This window comes from Streptomyces millisiae, from assembly GCF_031845425.1.
Classification (GTDB): domain Bacteria; phylum Actinomycetota; class Actinomycetes; order Streptomycetales; family Streptomycetaceae; genus Streptomyces; species Streptomyces millisiae.
On record NZ_JAVREM010000001.1, the window covers coordinates 476472 to 498332 of the forward strand.

A 21861-nucleotide genomic window follows, 5' to 3' on the forward strand; every position below is an offset into this window, starting at 1 on the left:
TTTGTTTTCGGCCTGTTGGCAGATGTGGAACGTCGCCGCAACGCGAATCTCACAAGGGCACAAGAAGGGGACTCGTCCGACATCGACGACACCCGGTAAGTCTTGGACCGCCGGGCGGTTGCCGGTTTCACTGGAGTGGTCGCCGAGCTCGGCGAAATCGACCCTGCGCACATCCACGGCATGTCCCCACTTAGCGCGAAGCGGCTCTCTGGGCCGGCCCCGGAAAAGCACGGGAGCGGGAGATAACCCCCATGAAGGATGCAAAGGCCCCCATCGGCACGGCCACGGACTTCGTCAAGGAGACGCTGGCCGAGTGCCGTCAGGCGACTCTGCCCGCGCTACGCGAGGCGGTCGAGGGACTCCACCCCCGACTGGCCCGCGTCGGCGCCTACCACCTCGGCTGGTGCGAACGTGACGGCACGCCCACCGACCTCCACCCCGGCAAGCTGATGCGGGCCGCCCTGACGCTGCTGTCGGCGCGCGCCTTCGGCGCCGGCACGGCGACCGCCGTGCCCGGCGCTGTCGCGGTGGAGCTGGTGCACAACTTCTCGCTGCTGCACGACGACCTGATGGACGCCGACGAGACGCGCCGCGGCCGCCCGGCGGCCTGGGTGGCCTTCGGGCCCGGGCTGGCCGTCCTGGCCGGCGACGCGCTGCTGAGCCAGGCGACGTCTGTCCTCGCCGACGCGGACGGCGCCCCGCCGCACCGGGCGTCCCGGGCGCTGGCGCGGGCGGTGGACACCATCATCCGGGGCCAGGCGGCGGACCTCGCGCTCAACCACTTTCCCGTGGACCGGGTCACCGGTGAGGACTACCTGGCGGCCTGCGCCAAGACCACGGGGCTGTTGTGCGGCTCGGTCGAGGTTGGCGCCGCGCTGGCCGGCGCGCCTCTCCCGGCCGTGCGGGCGCTCAGCACGGCGGCCTGGAACCTGGGCGTGGCCTGGCAGGTCGCCGACGACATCGAGAGCGTCTGGGGCGACGCCGCCGCCAGCGGAAAGCCACCGCTCGGCGACCTGCGGCAGCACAAGCGCACGTACCCGGTGATCGCCGCCCTCAGGTCGGGCACCCCCGCCGGCCTCAGGCTGGCCGAGCGGTTGGACTCCGACTCCGGGAAGGAACCCACGGACGCCGAACTGCTCGCCCTCGCCGACCTCGTCGAGCGGGCGGGAGGGCGGGAGGCGGCCGAGCGATCCGCCCGGGACCACCTCGACCGCGCGCTGCGGGCGCTGGACCGGGCAGTGGACCCGGCCACCGCCGAGAACGGCCTCACGGCCCTGTTCCGGCACGTGGTCGACCGGCACGACTGGCGGCGGCCGACGGCCGAGCCGGGCCCCGTGGCGGAGGGAGCGGCCACATGACCACGACCGACCCGGCACGGGTACGCGAAGCGGTGGCGGCGCCCGGCGACGACGCCAGCCCCGAGACCTGGCTGCGCTACGCCAGGGAGGTGACCGACCCGGTCCTGCGCGCGGCGGTCTCCGCCCTGCACGAGCGGGCGCGGAACGTCGCCGGATACCACCTGGGTTGGTGGGACGAGCAGGGCCGGCCCGGGCTGGCCGGCTGGGGCAAGGCGGTGCGCCCCGCGCTCGCCCTACTCGCCGCCCGCGCCGTCGGCGGCCGTCCCGAGGTGGCCGCGAACGCCGCGGCGGCCGTCCAACTCGCCCACGACTCCTCGCTGTTGCACGACGACATCATCGACAGGGACGAGACACGCCGGCACCGGCCCACCGCCTGGAAGGTCTTCGGCGTCCCCGGCGCGCTCCTGGCGGGCGACGCGATGCTCACCCTGGCGGTGTCCCTCGTCCAGCGGCACGACCTCGGCGCGCGCGCCGCCGCGGCCCTGAACGAGGCGGTGCAGCAGTTCATCGGGGGACAACTGGAGGACATGGCCTTCGAGGCGCGGACCGACGTCTCGCTCAGCGAGTGCACCACGATGGCCGCGCGCAAGACCGGCGCCCTGATGGGAGTCGCCTGCCGTCTCGGCGCGTTGGCCGCGGGCGCCGACGAGGCCCGAGCAACGTCGCTGGACGCCTTCGGCCGAGCCCTGGGCCTCGCCTTCCAGCACGTGGACGACCTCCTCGGCATCTGGGGCGACCCGGGGCAGACCGGCAAGCCGGCGGGCGCCGACCTCCACGCCAGGAAGAAGAGCCTGCCGGTGGTCGCCGCCCTGGCCGCCGGATTCCCGGAGTCCGCCGAGCTGGCCGACCAGTACGCCCGCGACCCCGCGCTGGACGACGCCGAGAGCCTGCGCCACACCGCCGACCTGGTCGAACGCGCCGGCGGGCGGCGGGCGTCCGCCGACGGCGCCCGCCGCCACCTGGCAGAAGCCCTGCGCCACCTGGACGACGCCCGCCCCGCGGAGCCCGACGCCCGGCCGCTACGCGCCCTGGCCGGGTGGCTCGTCGACCGCGACCACTGACGCCGCCACAACCACGCCACAGACAAGGAGAAGCACCGTGCGAAGTCCCGTCCCGGACCCGGTCCTGGCGACCGTGCTGCCGCGGTGGCCCTTCCCCGCCGCGCCCTCGCGGGACCCCGACGAAGTCGAGGCCGTCGAGCGCGCGGGCGAGGAGTGGGCCAGGCGGTTCGGCCTCATCGACTCCGGGCCCGCCCCGCACCCGCTGCGCCGGCTGTGCGCCGGCGAACTCGTCAGCTACGGCTACCCCCACGCCGACGCCGGCCTGCGCGTCCTCATCACCCAGTGGACGATCTGGTACTTCAACCTCGACGACCACTTCGAGGACGGCGCCGCCGGCGCCAGCACCGAGGCCGCCGAGCGGGCCGCCGCGCCGCTGCGCCGGATCGTGGACGCGGCCAGGCACGGCGGCCGGGCGCCGCGCCCCGAGGACGCCCTGCAGCGGTCGTTCGCCGACCTGCTGGAGCGCACGGGCGCCGTCATGGCGCCGGTGCAGTTCCACGAGCTCCTCACCCACCTCGACGACTACTTCACCTCCCTGGTCGTGGAGTCCGACTACCGGGCCCGCGGCGTCCTGCCGGGCGTCGACGCCTACATCGAACTGCGCAGGGACACCGGCCCCGTGCTCCCGCTGCTCGACTTCGTGGAGCAGACGGAGTCCGTGCGCCTCCCGGCCCGCTTCTACGGCACGCCCGAGTACACCGAGATGATCGGCTGCGCCGCCGACATCGCGTCCTGGATCAACGACCTGTGCTCGGTGTCGAAGGAACTCGACCGGCCCGACGCGTACAACCTGGTGGTCCTGCTGCACCGCCTCGAGCACAAGTCGCTGCAGGACGCCGCCGTCGAGACCCTCGACCGGATCGGGCAGCGGGTGCGGTCGATCGAGGAGGCGCTGCGCCGGATCGCGGAGCGGGGCGCAGGCGACGCCTACACCGGTCCCGAACGCGCGGCCATCCGGGCCTGGGCCGGCGGGCTGCTCTCCTTCCAGAACCACGTCGAGTGGTACCTGCGGCACACCAGGTACGACCGTGCCGAGCCGGAGCGGGAGATGTCCGCATGAGCGGCGTGCTGCCGGGGACGGCGAGGAGCGGCGCCGAGGTGTCGGACGGCCGGCCGCACGTCGTCGTGGTCGGCGCCGGCATCGCGGGGCTCACCAGCGCCTACCTGCTGCGGCGGCGCGGCTGCCGGGTCACCGTGCTGGAGCGCTCCGCCCCCGAGTACGTGGGCGGACGGATGTCGTCCGTCCTGCGGGACGGCTTCCACCTCGACACCGGCGCCTCGCTGCTGTCCCGCAGGTACCGCGCGATGCTGCGCCTCGCCGACCTGGCCGGCATCCGGGACCGGGTGCTGCCCTCGTCCGACGTCGTCGGGCTCATGCGCGGCCGCCGGGTGCACCACGTGCGGGTGGGCTCGCTGCCCCGGATGGCGGCCGGGCTGCTGCGGTTCGCGCCGTTCCCCACCGACCTGCCGAAGCTGATGGCCGACCACCTGCGGATCCGCCGGTCGCTCGACTGGTACGACATGTCGGCGGCGGCCCGGCACGACGGGGAGTCCGTCGCCGGCTACGCGGCCCGCCGCGGCCTGCGCCCCGGCACCGTCGACCACCTGCTCGACCCGCTGTGCATGCTGGCCTCGCTCCAGGACGTCGAGCGCACCTCGTCCATCGCGCCCTTCATGCTGCTGAACTCCCTGCTCGGCGGCGGCGGCCTCTTCACGTTCGAGGAGGGCGTCGGGCAGCTGCCGCGCTCGCTCGCGGCACGGCTCTCCGTCACCTACCACGCGCGGGTCAGGCAGGTCGAGGAGAGCTCCGCCGGGGTGTCCGTCAGCTGGGAGGCGGCGGACGGCGGCGGGGAGCGCACCGAGCGCGCCGACGCCTGCGTGCTGGCCGTGCCGGTCCCGCAGACGCTCGACCTCTACGGCCAACTGGAGCGGCCGTTCGCCGAGTTCTTCCGGCAGGTCGAGTACACCGGCAGCGTCCACGTGGCCTTCGGCCTCGACCGGCCCACCGCGGAGCGGGCCGTGATGGTCAACGTGCCGCGGGCCGAACACCCGGCGCTGGTGGGCGTGATCCTGCCGCACAACACCGCCCCCGGCCGGGTGCCGGAGGGCCGCGGCCTGGTCATGGCGCACTTCCGGGGCTCCTGGTCGGACCGGCACCGGGACCTGCCGGAGGAACGCCTCGTCGAGCACGCCCGCGCCGCGCTGCGGTCCGTGCGACTGGCCCCCGAGATCGAGGACCACACCGTCATGACGCACGTGCTGCGGCCCGGGCAGTGCGTGGTCTTCCGACGCCCCGGCGACTACCGGGAGCTGGCCAGGCTCAGCGGCGCCTGGCCTGACGGTTCCCGCGTCCGGCTCGCCGGGGGCGACTTCTTCACCCAGTCGAGCACCCACCACAGCATCTGCTCGGGCGCCGCCGCGGCCCGCCGGATCGCCGACCGGCTCGGCCTGGCCGCCGGCGACCGCCGTTCGCACGACCTCATCCCCGCACCAGCCAGGACGAAGGGACGACCGTGAACACCACCGCAGGAACCGGAGAACCGATCATCGTCGTCGGGGCCGGCATCGCCGGCATGACCGCCGCCTTCCGCCTCCAGCAGGCCGGCCACCCGGTCCGGGTCCTGGAGGCCGAGGACCGGGCCGGCGGCCGGATGCGCACCGTGGAGCGCGGCGGCTACCACATGGACCTCGCGGCGATCCTGCTCATCCAGAACTACACGCAGATGCTCGACCTGGTCCGCGACCTCGGCATCGAGGACACCACCCTGCCCACCAACAACGTCGTCGGCATCAAGCGCGACGGCCGGGTCCACCGCATCCGCGCCAACAAGCCGACCGACCTCAAGCGCTCAGGTCTGATGCCGTGGTCCTCGATGCCTGCGATGACGCGGCTCCAGGCGGACCTGACGAAGCACCAGGGCCGGCTGCGGTGGGACAGCGACCTCGGCGAGGTCGCCTCGCTCGACACCGAGACCGCCGCCGACTACGCCGAGCGCCGCCTCGACAAGGAGCTCCGCGACTACCTCGTGGACCCGATGAGCGCGATGTTCTTCAACTCGCCGCCCGACCTGTCGGTGATCAACTTCCTGTTCTCGATGCCGGCGGTCAACGCCGAGTGGTTCAACTTCCATGACCGGGTCGACACCCTCACCACGAACCTCGCCGCCCGGCTCGACGTGGAGACCAACGCCGAGGTCACGCTGGTCGAGGAGGTCGCCGGCGGGGTCCGGGTGCACTGGAGCCGCCCCGGCGAGCCGGACCGCGTGGAGGAGGCCGCGGCCGCCGTGGTCGCGCTGCCGGGACCGATCGCCGCCCGGCTCTGCCCGGGGCTGGCGCCCGCGAGCCTCGACTACCTGGAGAACCTGCCGTACGTGCCGGACATCCACGTCTACTTCGGGGTGGACCGCAAGCCGAGCGAGACGGCCACCTGCGTCCTGTTCCCCACCAGGGAGCACGCCGACCTGGGCGTCATCACCTTCAACCACAACTTCGCCCCCGGTCGCGCCCCCGAGGGCCACGCCCTGCTGACCAGCTACTACCGCTACCCGTGGGCGATCCGGCACTGGGACACCGACGACGACACGGTGGTGGAGCTGACCCACGAGGTGCACCGGCAGGCGTGGCCCGAGCTGGCCAAGCACATCGAGGCGCACCAGGACATGGCCTACGTGCAGCGCTGGAAGAACGGCGTCATCCTGCGCAAGCCGGGCGACTACGCGCGGCTGCGCGAGTTCAACCGCGGGCTCGACCCGAGGTCCCGCGTCCAGCTCGCCGGGGACTACCTGGCCTTCAGCGCCACCAACTCGGCGCTCGTCACCGGGGAGCGGGCGGCCACCCGGGTGCGGCAGGTCGTGACCACGGGTGCGGTCGCCGCCGGCCGCGGCTGACCGCTCCGCCGCCGCCCCTCCCCGGCGCGCCGGGGAGGGGCGGCGGCGAAGCCCGGCAACGGTCCTTCTCCCCGCAGGACCCCCGCAGGACCCCAGCAGGAGGGAACCCCGCAACCGTGTCCACACACCAACTGCCCCAGACCGAGGAGCGGCGGGCCGCGACGGGCAGGGCCCACGGCAAGGTCATCGTGCTCGGCGAGCACGCGGTGGTCTACGGCGCACCGGCGCTGGCGCTTCCGGTGCCGGCCCTGGAGTGCCGGGCCACCGTGCGGCTCCTCGACCGGCCGGACCCCGGGCCGCTCCTGATCCGCCGCGCCGTCTCCCCGGCGTGCGGGCCCGCGGAGCCGGCTGAGGAGGGCGCCCCCGAGGAACTCCGGCTGCTCGTCGACGCCTTCGCGCGGCGCGCCGGACTCCCGGCGGCCCCGGACGTCGAGGTGCTGATCGAGAGCCGGGTGCCGCCGGCGCGCGGGCTCGGCTCGAGCGCGGCGACCGCGCGCGCCCTGGTCCACGCGCTCGACGCGCTCTTCGCCACCGGCCTCGGCGACCGCGAGCTCTTCGACTTGGTCCAGGTGGCCGAGCAGTCGGCGCACGGCCTGGCCAGCGGCATCGACGCGCTGGCCACCGGCTCGGACCGCCCCGTGCTGCTGGCGAACGGCTGGACCAGCGCCCCGCCGGTGGGCGCCGCCTGCCAGGTCGTCGTCGCGGACAGCGGCGGCGGCCCGGGTACGCGGCGGGCCGTCGCCATGCTGCGGGCCGCCTTCACGCGGGCACCGGCCAGGCGCGCCGCGTTCCTCGACCGGTCGGCCAAGCTGGTCGGGGCGGCGCTCGACGACCTGGCCCACGGGCGTCTCGCCGATCTCGGCCGGCGGCTCACCGACTACCACCGCCTGCTCGCCGGCCTCGGCCTCACGACGGACCGCACCGAGGCGCTGACGCGTTCCGCGCTCGCCGGTGGCGCGCTGGGCGCCAAGATGAGCGGCGGCGGCCTCGGTGGCTGCGTCATCGCGCTGACCGCGACGCGGGACGAGGCCGACGCGGTCGCCGGGCTGCTCGCCCGCGAGCACGGCGTCCCCACGTGGACCGTGCCGGTGGCGAAGGGGGCCGGCCATGGCGGTTTCTGAGGTGCGGGCGGCCGGCCCCGCGGGCGCCGAGCCGACGGGGGAGGGGCGCACGGTCGCGGTCGCCCACCCCAACATCGCGTTGGTCAAGTACTGGGGCAAGCGCGACGAGCGGCTGGTGCTGCCGTTCACCGACAGCCTCTCGCTGACCCTGGACGTGTTCCCGACCACGACCTCCGTGCGGCTGGCGCCGGCCGCCGGGTCCGACACGGTGGTGATGGACGGGGCGCCGGCCCGGGGCGAGCAGCTGCGGCGCGTGACCGCCTTCCTCGACCTGGTGCGGGAGCGGGCCGGGCGGCGGGAGCGGGCCGTGGTCGACACCCGCAACACGGTGCCGGTGGGCGCCGGGCTCGCCTCGTCGGCCAGCGGCTTCGCGGCCCTGGCGCTGGCCGCCGCGGCCGTCTACGGGCTGCCCACCGAGCCGCGCGCGCTGTCCAGGCTGGCGCGGCGCGGCTCGGGCTCGGCGGCCCGGTCGGTCTTCGGCGGCTTCGTCGTCTGGCACGCGGGCCCGGTGGACGCCCTGGACCCCGACGCGGCCTCGTACGCGGAGCCGCTGGGCGACGCCTATATCGACGCCGCGCTGGTGGCGGTGGTGCTGGAGGCCGGCCCGAAGGCGGTGTCCAGCCGGGAGGCCATGCGCCGCACGGTCGCCACCTCCCCGCGCTTCCCCGAGTGGGTGGCGGCGAGCCGCGCCGACCTGACGCGGATGCGGGCGGCGCTGCGCGCGGGCGACCTGGAGACCGTGGGCGGGATCGCGGAACGCAATGCGATTGGCATGCACGCGGCAATGGAGGCCGCCTCGCCGCCGGTCCGCTACCTGACCGACGCCTCGGCCACCGCCCTCGGCACCGTCCACGAACTACGCCGGGAGGGCGTCGGCGCCTGGGCCACGATGGACGCCGGACCCAACGTCAAGGTGCTGTGCGCCGCCGCCGACGCGGAGCGGGTGGCCGCCCGGATGGCCACCGTGCCAGGCGCCCGGGTCGTCGTCGCCCGCCGCGGCCCAGGCGCCACGCTGCGGACGGAGGGCGGCTGATGCCGGAACCGGTGACCCGCAGCGCGCCGGGCAAGCTCCTCGTGGTCGGCGAGTACGCGGTCCTCGAACCGGGGCGGCCGGCGATCGTCGTCGCGGTCGACCGGTACGTCACCGTCACCGCCTCCGCCGCCGTCGAGGGCCACGGGGACGCCGAGGTCGTCGTCGACTCCGACCTGCTCGACCACGAGGTCGCCTTCCGCCGGGACCGGGGCCGGCTGCGCCCCCTCGACCCGGCGGACGCCGGACACCCGCGTGGCGCGCTCGCCCACCTCGTCTCCGCCGTCGAGGTCGTCGACCGGCTGCGGACCGAACAGGGCCTGCCGCTCATGCCGTTGCGGCTCACGGTGCGCAGCGGCCTGCACCAGCGCGGCGTCAAGACCGGGCTCGGCTCCAGCGGCGCGGTCACCGTCGCCGCCGTCGAGGCCGTGACCGACCACTACGGCATGCGGCTGCCGCGCGAGGACCGCTTCCGGATCGCCCTGCTGGCCGGCGTCCGGATCGACGCGGGCCCCTCGGGCGCCGACCTCGCCGCCAGCACCTGGCACGGCTGGATCGCCTACCGCGCCCCCGACCGGGACGCCCTGCGGCGCGGCCTGCGCCACCGCGGCGTCGCGAAGACCCTGGCCGCCCCCTGGCCCGACCTCTCGGTACGGCCGCTGCCGCCGCCCGGCGGCCTCCACCTCCAGGTCGGCTGGAGCGGCAGCCCCGCCTCCACCTCGGCCCTGGTCGCCGACCTCACCGCCAGCGACTGGTGGCGCGGCCCCGCCCGGGCAGGCTTCGTCCGGGACAGCGAACGCTGCGTGACCGCCGCGGTGACCGCCCTCGAACAGGCGGATCCCGACGGCCTCCTGGACGCCGTCAGGACCGCCCGCCGGCTCCTCGCCCGCATGGACGCCGACGTCTCCCTCGGCCTCTTCACCGAACGGCTGACCCGGCTCTGCGACGCCGCCGAGTCCTGCGGCGGCGCCGCCAAGCCGTCCGGCGCGGGCGGCGGCGACTGCGGCATCGCCCTGCTGCCGGCCGACCGCCCGCCCTCGGCCCTGCGCGCCCGCTGGGCCGGGGACGGCATCACCCCGCTGGAGCTCGGGGTGACCGACCCCCCATCCCACTCCCCCCGAGGACGCCCCCGATGACCGGAAACCGAAAGGACGAGCACGTCGCGCTCGCCACCGCCCAGCACTCCCCTGAACAGCCGCCGGCGCCAAGCCAGTTCGACGAGGTGCGGTTCCTGCACCACGCCCTCGCCGGCACCGACCGGGCGCACGTCTCGCTGCGCACCGGCTTCGCCGGCGTCGAGTGGCCCGTCCCGCTCTACATCAACGCCATGACCGGCGGCAGCGAGCGGACCGGGGAGATCAACCGGGACCTCGCCATCGCCGCCCGGGAGACCGGGCTGCCCATCGCCACCGGCTCCCTCAGCCCCTACCTCAAGGACCCGTCCACCGCCGGCACCTTCACCCCGGTGCGCCGCGAGCACCCCGACGGGTTCGTGATGGCCAACCTCAACGCCAACGCCACCCCGGACCAGGCCCGCAGGGCGATCGACCTGGTCGAGGCCGACGCCCTCCAGATCCACCTCAACACCGTGCAGGAGACCGTGATGCCGGAGGGCGACCGCTCCTTCGGCCACTGGCCGGCCGCCATCGAGGCGATCGCAGCCGCCGTCGAGGTGCCGGTGATCGTCAAGGAGGTCGGGTTCGGGCTGAGCGGCCGGACCGTCGAACGGCTCGCCTCGCTCGGCGTCCGGGCCGCCGACGTCGCGGGCCGCGGCGGCACCAACTTCGCCCGCATCGAGAACGGCCGCCGCGCCCGCCCCGACTACGGCTACCTCGACGACTGGGGCCTCAGCACCCCCGCCGCGCTGCTCGACGCCCGCGGCCACGGCCTGCCGCTGCTCGCCTCCGGCGGCGTGCGCCACCCGCTGGACGCCGCCCGCGCCCTCGCGCTCGGCGCGCACGCCGTCGGCGCGTCCGGCGGATTCCTCACCGTCCTGCTCGACGGCGGAGTGGCCGCGCTCGTGCGCCACATCACCGACTGGCTCGACCAGCTCACCGCCCTGATGACGATGCTCGGCGCACACCGCCCGGCCGAGCTCGCCGACTGCGACGTGCTGGTCACCGGCTCGCTGCGCGCCTTCTGCCACGACCGCGGCATCGACCTGGGAACCGCGAAAGGAGACCCCGCATGACCGTCACCACCGACACCGCCAGGTCGGGCCAAGGGCTCGCGACGGCGGCGATCCCGCTCCGTTGGGTGGGCCCGCTGCGTGTCTCCGGCAACGTCGCCACCACCGAGACCGAGGTCCCGCTCGCCACCTACGAGACCCCGCTGTGGCCCTCCGTGGGACGCGGCGCCAAGATCTCCCGGCTGACGGAGGACGGCATCAGGGCCACCCTCGTGGACGAGCGGATGACCCGCTCCGTCCTGGTCGAGGCCACCGACGCGACCGCCGCCCACGCCGCCGCACGAGCCGTCCACGCGACGCTGGACGAACTGCGCGCCGTCACCCGGCGCAGCAGCCGGTACGCCGAACTCCTCGCGGTACGCCACGAGATCGCGGGCCCCCTGCTCTTCCTGCGCTTCGAGTTCTCCACCGGCGACGCCTCGGGACACAACATGGCCACCCTCGCCGCCGACGCCATCCTCGCCCACCTGCTCGCCACCGTGCCGGGGATCCGCTACGGCTCCATCTCCGCCAACTACTGCACGGACAAGAAGGCCACCGCCATCAACGGCATCCTCGGCCGCGGCAAGAACGTCATCGCGGAGATCCTCGTCCCCCGGCGGGTGGTGACCGATCGCCTGCACACCACCGCCGCCAAGCTCGCCGCGCTCAACACCAACAAGAACCTGGTCGGCACCCTGCTCGCCGGCGGCATCCGCTCGGCCAACGCCCACTACGCCAACATGCTGCTCGCCTTCTACCTGGCCACCGGCCAGGACGCGGCGAACATCGTCGAGGGCTCGCAGGGCGTCACCCTCGTCGAGGACCGCGACGGCGACCTGTACTTCTCCTGCACCCTCCCCAACCTCGTCGTCGGCTCGGTGGGCAACGGCAAGGGACTCGACTTCGTCGACGCCAACCTCCGCCGCCTCGGCTGCCAGGAGGAGCGGCCCGTCGGCGACAACGCCCGGCGCCTCGCGGTGCTGGCCGCCGCCACCGTGCTCTGCGGCGAACTGTCGCTGCTCGCGGCGCAGACCAACCCCGGCGAACTGATGAAGGCCCACACCCGCCTCGAACGCCACACCGGAGACCCCCATGCGCACTGACTACGCCATCGGCATCCACGACCTGTCGTTCAGCACCACCAGCCTGGTGCTCAGCCACGCCGAGCTCAGCCGGCACAACGGCACCGACCTCGCCAAGTACCACGTGGGCATCGGACAGCGCGCGATGAGCGTGCCCACCCTCGACGAGGACATCGTCACCATGGCCGCGGCGGCCGCCGCCCCCGTCGTCGAGCGCCACGGCACCGACCGCGTCCGCACCCTCGTGCTCGCCACCGAGACCGCCGTCGACCAGTCCAAGGCCGCCGGCATCTACGTGCACTCGCTCCTCGGCTTCCACCCGAACGTCCGCGTGGTCGAGGTCAAGCAGGCCTGCTACGGCGCCACCGCCGGGCTCCAGTTCGCGACCGCCCTGGTGCACCGCGACCCCGGCCAGCAGGTCCTCGTCATCGCAAGCGACGTGTCACGCTACGACCTCGACAGCCCGGGCGAGGCCACCCAGGGCGCCGCGGCCACGGCTCTCCTGGTCTCCGCGAACCCGGCGCTGGTCGAGATCGACCGTCCCTCGGGGCTCTTCACCTCCGACGTCATGGACTTCTGGCGCCCCAACTACCGTTCCACCGCCCTGGTCAACGGCAAGGAGTCGATCGCCGCGTACCTGGAGGCGGTCGACGGCGCCTGGCGCGACTACAGCGCCCAGGGCGGCCTGCCGCTGAAGGACTTCCGCGCCTTCTGCTACCACCAGCCGTACACCCGCATGGCGTTCAAGGCTCACCGCCAGTTGCTGGAGACCTGCGGCGAGGCGCCCGACGACGCGGCGGTGGAGCACGCCGTCGCGGCGACCACCGGATACAACGAGACGGTCGGCAACAGCTACACCGCCTCCATGTACCTGGCACTGGCCGCGCTGCTGGAGGGCGAGGACGACCTGACCGGCGAGTCCGTCGGCCTCTTCAGCTACGGCTCGGGCCGCGTCGCCGAGTTCTTCGCCGGCCATGTGCGGCCCGGCTACCGGGAGCACCTCCGCGGGGACGCCCACCGGGCGGCGGTCGACAGGCGACGCCCCGTCGACTACCCCGCCTACCGCGAACTGCGGGAGCAGACCCTGCCCACCGACGGGCGCTGGCATGACCTGCCCCACCAGACCCAGGGCCCGTTCCGGCTGGCCGGCATCCGGGACCACCAGCGCGTCTACGAGGCGGCGTGACCACCATGAGCAGCCCCACCGCCATCGGAATTCTCGGCACCGGATCCTGCCTGCCGAGCAACGTCGTCACCAACGAGGAGGTCGGCACGCCGGCCGGGGTGACGGACGAGTGGATCGTCCGCAAGACCGGAATCCACGAGCGCCGCTGGGCCAAGCCGGACGAGGCCACGTCCGGCCTCGCCACGACGGCCGCGCGGCGGGCGATGGCCGACGCCGGCATCCACGCGCGGGACGTCACGCTGGTCGTCGTCGCCACCTCCACCCCGGACTCCCCGCAGCCGCCCACCGCGACCGCGGTCGCCGCCGACCTCGGCGTCCCTTCGGGCACCCCGGCCTTCGACATCAACGCGGTGTGCAGCGGCTTCGTGTTCGCCCTCACCACGGCCGAACGGATGCTGCGCGGCACCGGCGGGCACGCCGTCGTCGTCGGGGCCGACATCTACTCCCGCACGCTCGACCCCGCCGACCGCTCCACCGTGGTGCTCTTCGGCGACGGCGCGGGCGCCGTCGTCCTCGGTCCCAGCACGGGCCGGGGCGTGCTCGCCACCCGCCTCGCCAGCTTCCCCGAGAAGCGGGACCTGATCCGGGTTCCGGCGGGTGGCTCGGCCATCCCCGCCTCGGCCGAGTCCCTCGCCCGTGGTCTGCACTACTTCACGATGGAGGGCAGGGCCGTACGCGAGTTCGTGGAGAGCCGGGTCGGACCGCTCATCCGCGACTTCCTCGACGCCCACCCCACCGACGACGCACGACAACCGCACCTCGTGCCGCACCAGGCCAACGGCCGCATGCTGGAAGCGCTCGCGGCACACCTCGGGTTCCCGCCCACCCACACGCACCTGACGGTCCGGCGGTACGGCAACACCGGAGCGGCGTCGGTGCCGATCACCCTGGACCACGCCGCCGACCGCCTCACCCCGGGCGACCTGGTGGTACTCGCCGGCTTCGGCGGCGGCATGGCCGCGGGTGTCGCCCTCGTCGCGTGGGAGACCCGACGCGCCCGGCACCACGACGCCGGCACCTGAGCCCCGGACCGCGTCCGTCGCCAGTCACGCGGAGGCCCCCTCCCTCGCGGAAGGAGGCCCACTGACCGGCCCGCGAGGGGTACGCGGGCCGGTCACCGCCTCGTCCAACTCCGGCGGCCCGCCAGGCCAGACAGCCCCGCGGCTGAGGGTGCCGCGGACGCCCAGGTCGCGCTCGCTCTCCTCTGGAGAGGGCTCCTCGTGAACGAGAACTTGCGCTTCGGCATCCATCTGCCGCCGTTCGACCCCTTCGGCGACCCCAACGTCCTTGTCGAACTGACAGTACGAGCGGAGGCCACCGGGTGGGACGGTGTGTTCCTGTGGGATCAGGTGGTCACCGAAGCGATGCCGATCGCCGATCCGCCAAGGCATCTCCCTCAGCGTGACATGGGGCATCTGGCAAGGAACGGTTGGACGACTGGCAGTGTGAGGTCGATGCGGAGGAACGCGTCGAAGTGCCCGCAGTTGGGCAGTTCGGGCGGTGTTCGGGGCTTGAGCGGCGGTCTGCCGGATTGCGGGGAGTTGAGGGTCACGGTCGCCAGCGAGCAGGAGCACTGGCGATGAGGAATGAGCGAGTGCGTGTGGGTTCGCCGCCTGCATCGCGCTTCGCATCCATACCGGTAGTGGTCCCTGGCGCTCCGGCATGTCGATGAATGGTGCGGTTCCCTGGATGACCCGCACGCCGTGGTGCTCGACACCGAGACCACCGGACGCGACTCCAAGGCGCGGATCGTCGAAATCACCGCCATCACGCGGGCGGCGACATCCTGCTGCGGCTGGCCAGCATCCTGCGCGGCGCTTCTCGCGTCGTCGCCTACAACGCCTTCACTAGTCAAGCCTGCTGTCGGAATCGCGGCTGTCGGGACCGGTCAGCGTTGATCGTCATTCGTCGCCGGAGAACCGCTCCCAGGCCGATTGACGGGAGATGCCCAGGGCCTGGCCGATGCGGGCCCAGGTGACGGCCCGGCTGCGCAGCTCGCGGATCCAGGAGTGCAGATTGGTCTCGACTTGGTCTGCGACCGTGGCGACGCGCGAGATGTGGCCGAGCATTTCGTCGTCGGTCATGGACTCCCAGCGCGGCAGTTGGGGAGTGGTCGTCTTGTCGCCGTGCTCCTTGATGATGGCGGCTGCGAGCCCGACGCATCCGTCGCAGATGTACACGCCGGGCCCGGAGACGAGCTTGTCGACTTCGCTGGTGGGCTTGCCACAGAAGGAGCAGTGGGGAACTCCGGGGGTGGTGTTCGAGGTGGCCATCAGGACCTCCATGTCAGGGGAACCCTGACACGGGGCGTAGGGTGTCAGGGACACCTTGACAAGGGGTACCCTGCAGCGTCTTAAGGCGGTTTCTTCTTGGGCTCCGCGGCGGGGCAAGTGGTAAGACCAAGTGACGACCGCGGTTCCGATTCGACCACTCATCGGTATCCGGCCGGCGGGCCGTCCGCCAAGCGGTGACGTCATTGCTCGTGAGCATCCGCGAGCGCCAAGATCGCTGTCTGCTGCCCAAACCGGCGTTCAAACGCTGCTGCTTGAAGTGAACGAAGCCAACCGCCAGCCGTAAGTGCCCCAGTGAGGGGGCACGTTCAGCCTCTGGCACGATCGGTGCTATGCCGCATCTCATCGAGCCGGTGATGCCTCCTGGCCGTCTGTCTGGAATGGAGCAGCCGGTGCTGGACGCGCGGGAACGACTCATCGTGCGGCCGTGGCAGCCCGCAGACGCGTCGGCCGTGCGGCTCCACGCCGTCCGGCAGCCCTCTCCCGGGCTGAACGACAGCCGCTCGGGCTGCCCCAACAGGCGGCGCAGCCGGTGCACGTGAATGTGAAGCCGCTGCCCTGCCCGGCCGTCCGCCCGCTCCCCCCACACACACACAGCGCGTCGGTCAACGTCGCCACGCTCAACGGCTGGCCCGCCCTAGCCAGCATCACTCCGAGCAGGATCTGCTGCAGTCGTCCCGGGCACCCTCTCGACGCCCTCACCGCGCCCGATCCCGATGGGGCCGAGAACCTGAAACTCCATCGGACGAGCCCTCCGCACCGTTCAGTCCTGACGCCTCAGTCTGGCGCACCCCGGGCGGTCTCGCCCCGAGTCGGCGGCCGTCGGGCGATGAGGGCGTAGGAGCGCGGCAGCGCCTCCCTGTTCTTAGGGCCGTCACCCTGCGACTGTTCGAGCTCGGTGATTCGGACGGGCGGTACTTGTTCTTCAACCTCTGCACATCCCCAGTGCTCCCTCTTAACGGGTGACCATGGCGACCTGGTCAGACACAGTGGTTCGGGGCAACACGATGAAGAACAGCCATTGTCCGGCGGCAACGTCAGCGATGGTGTCGTTCGAGTCGGAGATACCGCCCGCCGTCCGGCCGGACCCTGGACTCCTGCAGTCCAGGCCTTGCTCACCTCGTCCTTTGGGTCTCGACGAACACGGGCGCGAGGTCCTGACTTTCATGACGGGACATGTGGTCTGGCCCGACCGATTCTCTCTGCTGGAACCCGCTCGGCAACTGGCTCGCGTGGCACGACTGATCCGGCACTTCCACGATGCGGTGCAGGACTTCACGGCACCACCCGACGCGCACTGGCAGGTGCTGATCCCCGCCGAGGCCATCGCGCTCACCCACTCCACTGCCCACCCCATGCGCGGCGACGTCGCCGCCCACCCCGGTTGGATCTCCCCGCGGGAGCGGCCCGCAGTGGGCGGGCACCGGGCGCTGTTCCACAACGGCGGGACGGGCGGATACCGCTCACTGGTCGCCATCGCACCGGACCACCAGGCGGCGGTCCTGGTACTCAGTGCCAACGCCCGGTCCGTCGACCGCGCCGGGTTGCAGCTGCTGCGGCGGTTGGTCACGACGGACCGCAGGGCGTAGCCGCCGGTCCCGGTGTCGAGGCGCTGGGCTCGCTCAGATGCTGAAGCGTTCCCTGCCCAGCAGGGGACGCACCCGGGAGCCGAAGCCGCCGGTGCGGAAGGGGCGTTGCAGAAGACCCGGTCGGAGTCGCTGGGCCAACGCGGCGGCGATCATGCCCTGGTCGAGGGCGAGGACGAAGTCGCTGACGCGGCCCGTGGCGACGTTGACCGAGTCGCGGAAGCCGTAGCGGTCGTCGTAGGCGCCGAAGTCCCGGGCCAGGGCCCCGAGGTTGGCCAGGGCCTCCGGTTCCGCGTAGGGGAGGGCGAGGAAGGAGGCGTGGGGGGTGACCACCCCGAGGGAGTGGTAGCCGTCCTCCTGCATGCCGATCGCGTCGACGCCGTACTCGCGGTAGCCGCCCTCCGGGATGTTGGCGGGCGAGAACCCCCAGTAGCCGTACTCCTCCTCGAGCAGACCGTGCTCGATCTGGCTGCGGACGTGGCGCCGGTGATTGGTGCCCCACGAGCGGGGGGACCATTCGGCCTCGGAGACGAACAGCGGCACCATCAGGGCCTCGAACATCGACCCGCCCCAGGTGGGGACGAGGGCACGGCCCCGGTGGGTGTAGTGGCCCTGCCACACGCGTACGCCGTCCACCGTGACATACCTGCCCTCGGGCTCCTGTTCCTGGCCCATGCCGGGCAGCAGCGTGCGGAACATGTGCCAGTAGTGCTCGCCGGGCAGGCTGCCGTCCGCGATGCCGAGGTAACTGGCCATGCGAGGCTCGGTGTTGAGGGCGCCGTAGTGGTGCCCTGTGGGCTCGCCCTTGCCGGGCCGGTCGGGCCAGAAGCCGCCCCGCAGCTGACCGGGGCCCGCGACCGGGTCGGCCGGGTCGTAGGGCGTGTAGTAGTACGACCAGTCGGCGCCGTCGAGCAGGGCCGCGACGCGCGGGCGCAGCGTGCCGTCGGCGTCGGCGGCGATCATCAGCCCGGTGACCAGCCAGGCGTTGTCCACGCTGGACAGGAACGGCCGGACCGGCGCACCGGTCTCCGGCCAGGTCGTCAGGAGCGAACCGTCGTGGGCGTCATACCAGTTGAACCAGAACCCGTGGGCGCGTTCCAACCTCTCCACGGCCCCGACGGTGCGGGCGAGACGGTCGCGCATGGTGGCGGGGGAGATCACGCCGAGACCGGCCGCGGCCACCGTGGACCACAGGCCGCACCCGATGTTGGTCGGGGAGGTCTGGCGGGAGGGCACGGGGGTACCGGGGCGGCTCACGTCGATCCTGTCCGCGGTGAGGCCGAGGTCCGTGGTCATGGCCTCGATGGACCGGTAGGTGGCCGCGAACACGGTGCTGAGCGTGGGGGAGGCGGCGCGGGGGCGGGGCCCGCTGAGGGCGGTCGCCGAGGTGGTGGAGGCCGCGGCACAGACGGCGGCGGCCGAGAGTAGACGACGACGGTTCATGGGGCTCACTCCTCAATGAGGGCCGATCGGAGGGGGCGGTGCCGTGCGTGTGGTGCGCCGGCCCCGGGTGCTGGGGGGATGCCGGCGGCGTCAGGCCATGTGGGGAGGCGGTCGATGACGGCTCGACAGTCGCCGCTGGCGTGGCGGGGGCTGCCAGGTGTAGTCCTGTCGGCCGGGGTGCCAGTCGCCGTGCCACGCGGCGTACTGCTCCATGGTGCACTCCGCGGTCCACCGGGTGCCGGCGGGGACGGGCCGGCCGACGCCGCGGGCGCGGCCAACTCGTTGTCGAGGATGCCGATGTCGAAGGAGGCGTTCCAGGTGACGAGCCGGCGCCCGGCCAGGGCATCGTCGAGGAGGACGTCGCCGGCGACGTTCACCACGGCGTAGTCGGCCCGTTCCTGGTTGAGACCGGTGCAGCCCCGCCTCGCTGCGCCGTCGCGGCGGAGCTGGTTGCGGGTGGCGAGGTGTGCGGGGGCCTGTCCGGCTCGGTACACCGGCAGGCCGTGCTCGTAGCGCAGGATGGCGGCCGACGGGCGGCTGGTGGGGCCGTCGGTGGTGGTGGCCAGGTCGGATCCCTTTCGTCGTCGGGCCTGTCGGCCGTGGGCGGCGCCCCGCCGGGGTGTCCGGCGGGGCGGCCTGCGCGGGGTCAGTGAGGGACGGGGATGTGGCGCAGCAGGACTTCCACGCCGCCGATGAAGGTGCCGGGGATGCCGATGTGCGCGGCAGCGTTTAGCAGCGTGGTGGAGTCGGGAGTGGGCTCGGTCACGAGGTCTCTTCGGGGCGGTGGGACGGGGGTGCGCCGGCACCGCCGCAGGGCGGCGAGAACTGCCGGCCGCGACGCGGGCGCTCCAGGTGTGCCAGACGTAGCCGTCGCGGGTCAGGTACTCCGACGTGGGCGTCAACGACATCAGCGGCTCGCACCTGCTGACCAGGAACGGCTCGGCGTACGTCGTCTACCACACCGACAAGGCTGACGGCGGAACCATGAGGATCGCCGAGGTCGGCGCCGACTTCTCCCGCCGCGACCATCTGGGCGTCTTCCACTGCCCGTTGGCCGGCGCTCCGGACAACGGCCGCTCCGCGGCCCCGGCGTTCGGCACCGACCGCAGGCGTCCCCTACATGACCCACAAGGCCGACGAACGCCTCGCCGGCAGCATCGCCATCGCCCGCGGCTGAGCCACCCCGCACCCGCCGCGCACCTACCCGTCGCCGCCGGTCGCCGGGAAGTCCGGCGTCACGTCGCGCCGCCAGCGGTCGGCGGCCCGGCGCAGGTGCGCGGCGGCGGCCGTGACGAGCGGGTCGCGGTGCGGGTGTCGGCGGGCGTGCAGCACGACGCGCCTGCCGACCACGGGGTCGGTGAGGGGCCTGGCCACCACCGTGGCAGGCAGCGCGACCGCCGCGAGGCGCGGCAGCACGGTGATGCCGATGCCGGCGTCGACGAGGCTGAGCGCCGCGTGGTGGTCGTCGAGCCGCGCGACGTGGCGCGGCGCGAAGCCGGCGGCGCCACAGGCGTTCTGGATGATCCGCCCGATCGGGCTGTCATAGATGTCGTGGTCGATCCACGGCTCCGTCCGCAGCCGGCCGAGCGGGATCGATCGCGCGCCCGCCAGCGGGTGGTCGGCGGGCAGCACCACCAGCAGCTCCTCGGTGAGCAGGTCGTGGCGCCGGTAGCCGTCCAGACAGATCCCGGCGCCGCCCACCGGCTCGGTGCGGATGTCGAGGTCGGGCCGGCGCCGGCCCCGCCCGTCGACCGGTTCGTTCAGGCTGACCTCGACCGTGATGTTCGGCCGGTCCGTACGGACGGCACGCACCACCTCGGGGATCAGCCGCTCCGCCGCCGAGGCGAAGCAGGCGATCGCCAACCGCTCGGCCTGGCCGGCCCGCAGATCCGCGACGGTGCGTTCGAGACGCCCGAGGTCGGCGAGCAAAGGCCCCGCCTCCTCGGCCAGTTGGAGCGCGGCGGCGGTCGGCGCGACGCCCCGCCCGTCCTTCTCCAGGAGCGTGAGCCCCGTCTCCCTGGCGAGCGCCGCCATGTGCTGGCTGATCGTCGCGGCCGAGTAGCTGAGGTTCCGCGCCGCGGCGCTGATCGAGCCGGCCTCGACGACCGCCCGGAGGACCGCTAGCCGATGCGTGGTGAGCATGGGCGCCACCGTAAGCCACCACCGAACGGTCCGGCGGTTTTTGTCGCTTGTTACGGACGGTCGAGGAGGCGAGGGTGGTGGCCGTGGACTCACGATTCTGGGAAGACGCCGACCGCCTGCTGATCCGCTACGGCACGACCTTCAGCCCCCGCGTCATCGAGCGCGCCGCCGGCGCCCACGTGTACGACACGGCGGGCCGGCCGATCCTCGACTTCACCTCGGGCCAGATGAGTTCGGTGCTGGGCCACGCCCACCCCGACATCGTCTCGGCGGTCTCCACGGCGATCTCCACCCTCGACCACCTCTACAGCGGCATGCTCAGCCGCCCGGTCCTCGACCTCGCCGAGGCACTCGCCGCCACCCTCCCTCCCGAACTGGGCAAGACGCTGCTGCTGAGCACCGGCGCCGAGTCCAACGAGGCGGCGATCAAGCTCGCCAAGCTCTACACCGGCCGCTACGAGATCGTGTCGTTCGACCGCTCCTGGCACGGCATGAGCCAGGGCGCGGCCTCGGCCACGTACTCGGCCGGCCGCCGCGGCTACGGCCCGCCCACCCCGGGCAACTTCACCCTGCCGACGCCCAACGCCTACCGCTCGCCGTTCCGCGCCGCCGACGGTTCACACGACTGGCGGGCGGAGCTGGAGTACGGCTTCGCGATGGTCGACCGACAGTCCTCCGGCAGCCTCGCCGCCTGCCTGGTGGAGCCGATCCTCTCCTCGGGCGGCATCATCGAGCTGCCCCCCGGCTACCTCGCCCGCCTCCGGGAGCTCTGCGACGAGCGCGGGATGCTGCTGATCCTCGACGAGGCCCAGACCGGCCTCGGCCGCACCGGAACGATGTACGCCTTCGAGCGCGACGGCGTCGTCCCCGACCTGCTGACGCTCTCCAAGACCCTCGGCGCCGGCCTGCCGGTGGCCGCCGTCCTCACCGGCGAGCGCGTCGAGCGCGTCTGCCACGAGCGCGGCTTCCTCTTCTTCACCACCCACGTCTCCGACCCGCTCGCCGCGACCGTCGGCGCGACGGTCCTCTCCGTGATCCAGCGCGAGGGACTGGTCGCCCGCGCCGCGGCCCTCGGCGAACAACTCGCCACCCGCCTAGGAGAGTTGCGTGACCGCTACGACATCGTCGGCGACGTCAGGGGCCGCGGCCTGCTCCAGGGGCTCGAACTCGTCACCGACCGGCAGAGCAGGACCCCGGCCGACGAGATCGGGCAACGGATCACCCACGACTGCCTGGCCCGCGGCCTGCACCTCAACATCGTCCAACTCCCCGGCATGGGCGGCATCTTCCGCATCGCCCCACCACTCACCGTGACCGAGGCCGAGCTGCACGCCGGCCTGGACATCCTCGCCACCTCGATCGAGCGGGCGGCGGTGGCGGCGCTGGCGATGTGAGCGTGGTGGGCTGGTAACGGCGGCGGTGGCTTGCCGGGCGCGTTGACCCGCTGCTCCAGCGATAGTTGGGTGAACCCGGGAGCCGGATGGTGGAGCCCGTCGGGGTCCTT

18 protein-coding genes and 1 pseudogene are annotated in these 21861 nt (G+C 73.4%); 16 read left to right on the forward strand and 3 right to left on the reverse strand.

Features of this window, described 5'->3' with window-relative positions:
* Positions 1 to 251 precede the first annotated feature (251 nt).
* The 13 genes from RNC47_RS02065 to RNC47_RS02125 all read left to right on the forward strand — a co-directional run bounded on the left by RNC47_RS02065 (position 252) and on the right by RNC47_RS02125 (position 14478).
* Positions 252 to 1358, forward strand: coding sequence for a polyprenyl synthetase family protein (locus RNC47_RS02065; protein ID WP_311594894.1), 1107 nt, complete (start codon positions 252 to 254; stop codon positions 1356 to 1358).
* Positions 1355 to 2419 (forward strand): polyprenyl synthetase family protein, encoded by a 1065-nt coding sequence (locus RNC47_RS02070; RefSeq protein ID WP_311594895.1) that lies wholly within the window; start codon positions 1355 to 1357, stop codon positions 2417 to 2419. Before RNC47_RS02065 ends, RNC47_RS02070 begins: the two co-directional genes overlap by 4 nt.
* 37 nt (positions 2420 to 2456) lie before the next feature.
* Entirely contained in the window at positions 2457 to 3479 is a 1023-nt protein-coding gene (locus RNC47_RS02075) for a terpene synthase family protein (protein WP_311594896.1), read from the forward strand.
* The gene (locus RNC47_RS02080) at positions 3476 to 4936 is read left to right on the forward strand and encodes a protoporphyrinogen/coproporphyrinogen oxidase (RefSeq protein WP_311594897.1); all 1461 of its coding nucleotides are present in this window, start codon (positions 3476 to 3478) and stop codon (positions 4934 to 4936) included. The genes RNC47_RS02075 and RNC47_RS02080 overlap by 4 nt, the downstream gene beginning before the upstream one ends.
* A complete protein-coding gene (locus RNC47_RS02085) occupies positions 4933 to 6306 on the forward strand; it encodes a protoporphyrinogen/coproporphyrinogen oxidase (RefSeq protein WP_311594898.1) in 1374 nt (457 codons plus the stop codon). The genes RNC47_RS02080 and RNC47_RS02085 overlap by 4 nt, the downstream gene beginning before the upstream one ends.
* Positions 6307 to 6422: 116 nt before the next feature.
* Positions 6423 to 7427, forward strand: a complete 1005-nt coding sequence (gene mvk / locus RNC47_RS02090) for a mevalonate kinase (RefSeq protein ID WP_311594899.1) — start codon at positions 6423 to 6425, stop codon at positions 7425 to 7427.
* The gene (gene mvaD / locus RNC47_RS02095) at positions 7414 to 8460 is read left to right on the forward strand and encodes a diphosphomevalonate decarboxylase (RefSeq protein WP_311594901.1); all 1047 of its coding nucleotides are present in this window, start codon (positions 7414 to 7416) and stop codon (positions 8458 to 8460) included. The genes mvk and mvaD overlap by 14 nt, the downstream gene beginning before the upstream one ends.
* A complete protein-coding gene (locus RNC47_RS02100; RefSeq protein ID WP_311594902.1) occupies positions 8460 to 9593 on the forward strand; it encodes a phosphomevalonate kinase in 1134 nt (377 codons plus the stop codon). Before mvaD ends, RNC47_RS02100 begins: the two co-directional genes overlap by 1 nt.
* Positions 9590 to 10648 carry a type 2 isopentenyl-diphosphate Delta-isomerase gene (fni, locus tag RNC47_RS02105; RefSeq protein WP_311594904.1) on the forward strand — a complete coding sequence of 353 codons (1059 nt, stop codon included), beginning with the start codon at positions 9590 to 9592 and terminating at the stop codon, positions 10646 to 10648. Before RNC47_RS02100 ends, fni begins: the two co-directional genes overlap by 4 nt.
* Positions 10645 to 11730: a hydroxymethylglutaryl-CoA reductase gene (locus RNC47_RS02110; protein ID WP_311594905.1), complete on the forward strand. Its 1086-nt coding sequence runs from the start codon at positions 10645 to 10647 to the stop codon at positions 11728 to 11730. The genes fni and RNC47_RS02110 overlap by 4 nt, the downstream gene beginning before the upstream one ends.
* A complete protein-coding gene (locus RNC47_RS02115; protein WP_311594906.1) occupies positions 11720 to 12895 on the forward strand; it encodes a hydroxymethylglutaryl-CoA synthase in 1176 nt (391 codons plus the stop codon). The genes RNC47_RS02110 and RNC47_RS02115 overlap by 11 nt, the downstream gene beginning before the upstream one ends.
* 5 nt (positions 12896 to 12900) lie before the next feature.
* On the forward strand, positions 12901 to 13917 hold the full coding sequence (locus tag RNC47_RS02120; protein ID WP_311594907.1) for a 3-oxoacyl-ACP synthase III family protein: 1017 nt from the start codon (positions 12901 to 12903) through the stop codon (positions 13915 to 13917).
* A 198-nt stretch (positions 13918 to 14115) separates the two neighbouring features.
* Positions 14116 to 14478 carry a hypothetical protein gene (locus tag RNC47_RS02125; RefSeq protein WP_311594908.1) on the forward strand — a complete coding sequence of 121 codons (363 nt, stop codon included), beginning with the start codon at positions 14116 to 14118 and terminating at the stop codon, positions 14476 to 14478.
* 318 nt (positions 14479 to 14796) lie between these two features.
* Here RNC47_RS02125 and RNC47_RS02130 read toward each other — a convergent pair whose 3' ends face one another.
* On the reverse strand, positions 14797 to 15168 hold the full coding sequence (locus tag RNC47_RS02130) for a ClpX C4-type zinc finger protein (RefSeq protein ID WP_311594910.1): 372 nt from the start codon (positions 15166 to 15168) through the stop codon (positions 14797 to 14799).
* 1250 nt (positions 15169 to 16418) lie between these two features.
* On the opposite strand from RNC47_RS02130, the gene RNC47_RS02135 reads away from it, so the two are divergent.
* Complete coding sequence (locus tag RNC47_RS02135; protein WP_311594912.1) at positions 16419 to 16775, forward strand: serine hydrolase domain-containing protein; 357 nt, start codon at positions 16419 to 16421, stop codon at positions 16773 to 16775.
* A 33-nt stretch (positions 16776 to 16808) separates the two neighbouring features.
* Here RNC47_RS02135 and RNC47_RS02140 read toward each other — a convergent pair whose 3' ends face one another.
* Positions 16809 to 18215 (reverse strand): glucoamylase family protein, encoded by a 1407-nt coding sequence (locus RNC47_RS02140; RefSeq protein ID WP_311594913.1) that lies wholly within the window; start codon positions 18213 to 18215, stop codon positions 16809 to 16811.
* 876 nt (positions 18216 to 19091) lie between these two features.
* On the opposite strand from RNC47_RS02140, the pseudogene RNC47_RS02145 reads away from it, so the two are divergent.
* Positions 19092 to 19392, forward strand: a pseudogene (locus RNC47_RS02145) (hypothetical protein); the annotation flags it as partial.
* A gap of 23 nt (positions 19393 to 19415) precedes the next feature.
* Here the strand turns inward: RNC47_RS02145 and RNC47_RS02150 are convergent.
* Positions 19416 to 20357: a LysR family transcriptional regulator gene (locus RNC47_RS02150; RefSeq protein WP_311594915.1), complete on the reverse strand. Its 942-nt coding sequence runs from the start codon at positions 20355 to 20357 to the stop codon at positions 19416 to 19418.
* Between the two features lie 83 nt (positions 20358 to 20440).
* On the opposite strand from RNC47_RS02150, the gene RNC47_RS02155 reads away from it, so the two are divergent.
* Positions 20441 to 21751 carry an aspartate aminotransferase family protein gene (locus RNC47_RS02155; RefSeq protein WP_311594917.1) on the forward strand — a complete coding sequence of 437 codons (1311 nt, stop codon included), beginning with the start codon at positions 20441 to 20443 and terminating at the stop codon, positions 21749 to 21751.
* The last annotated feature ends 110 nt before the right edge of the window (positions 21752 to 21861 follow it).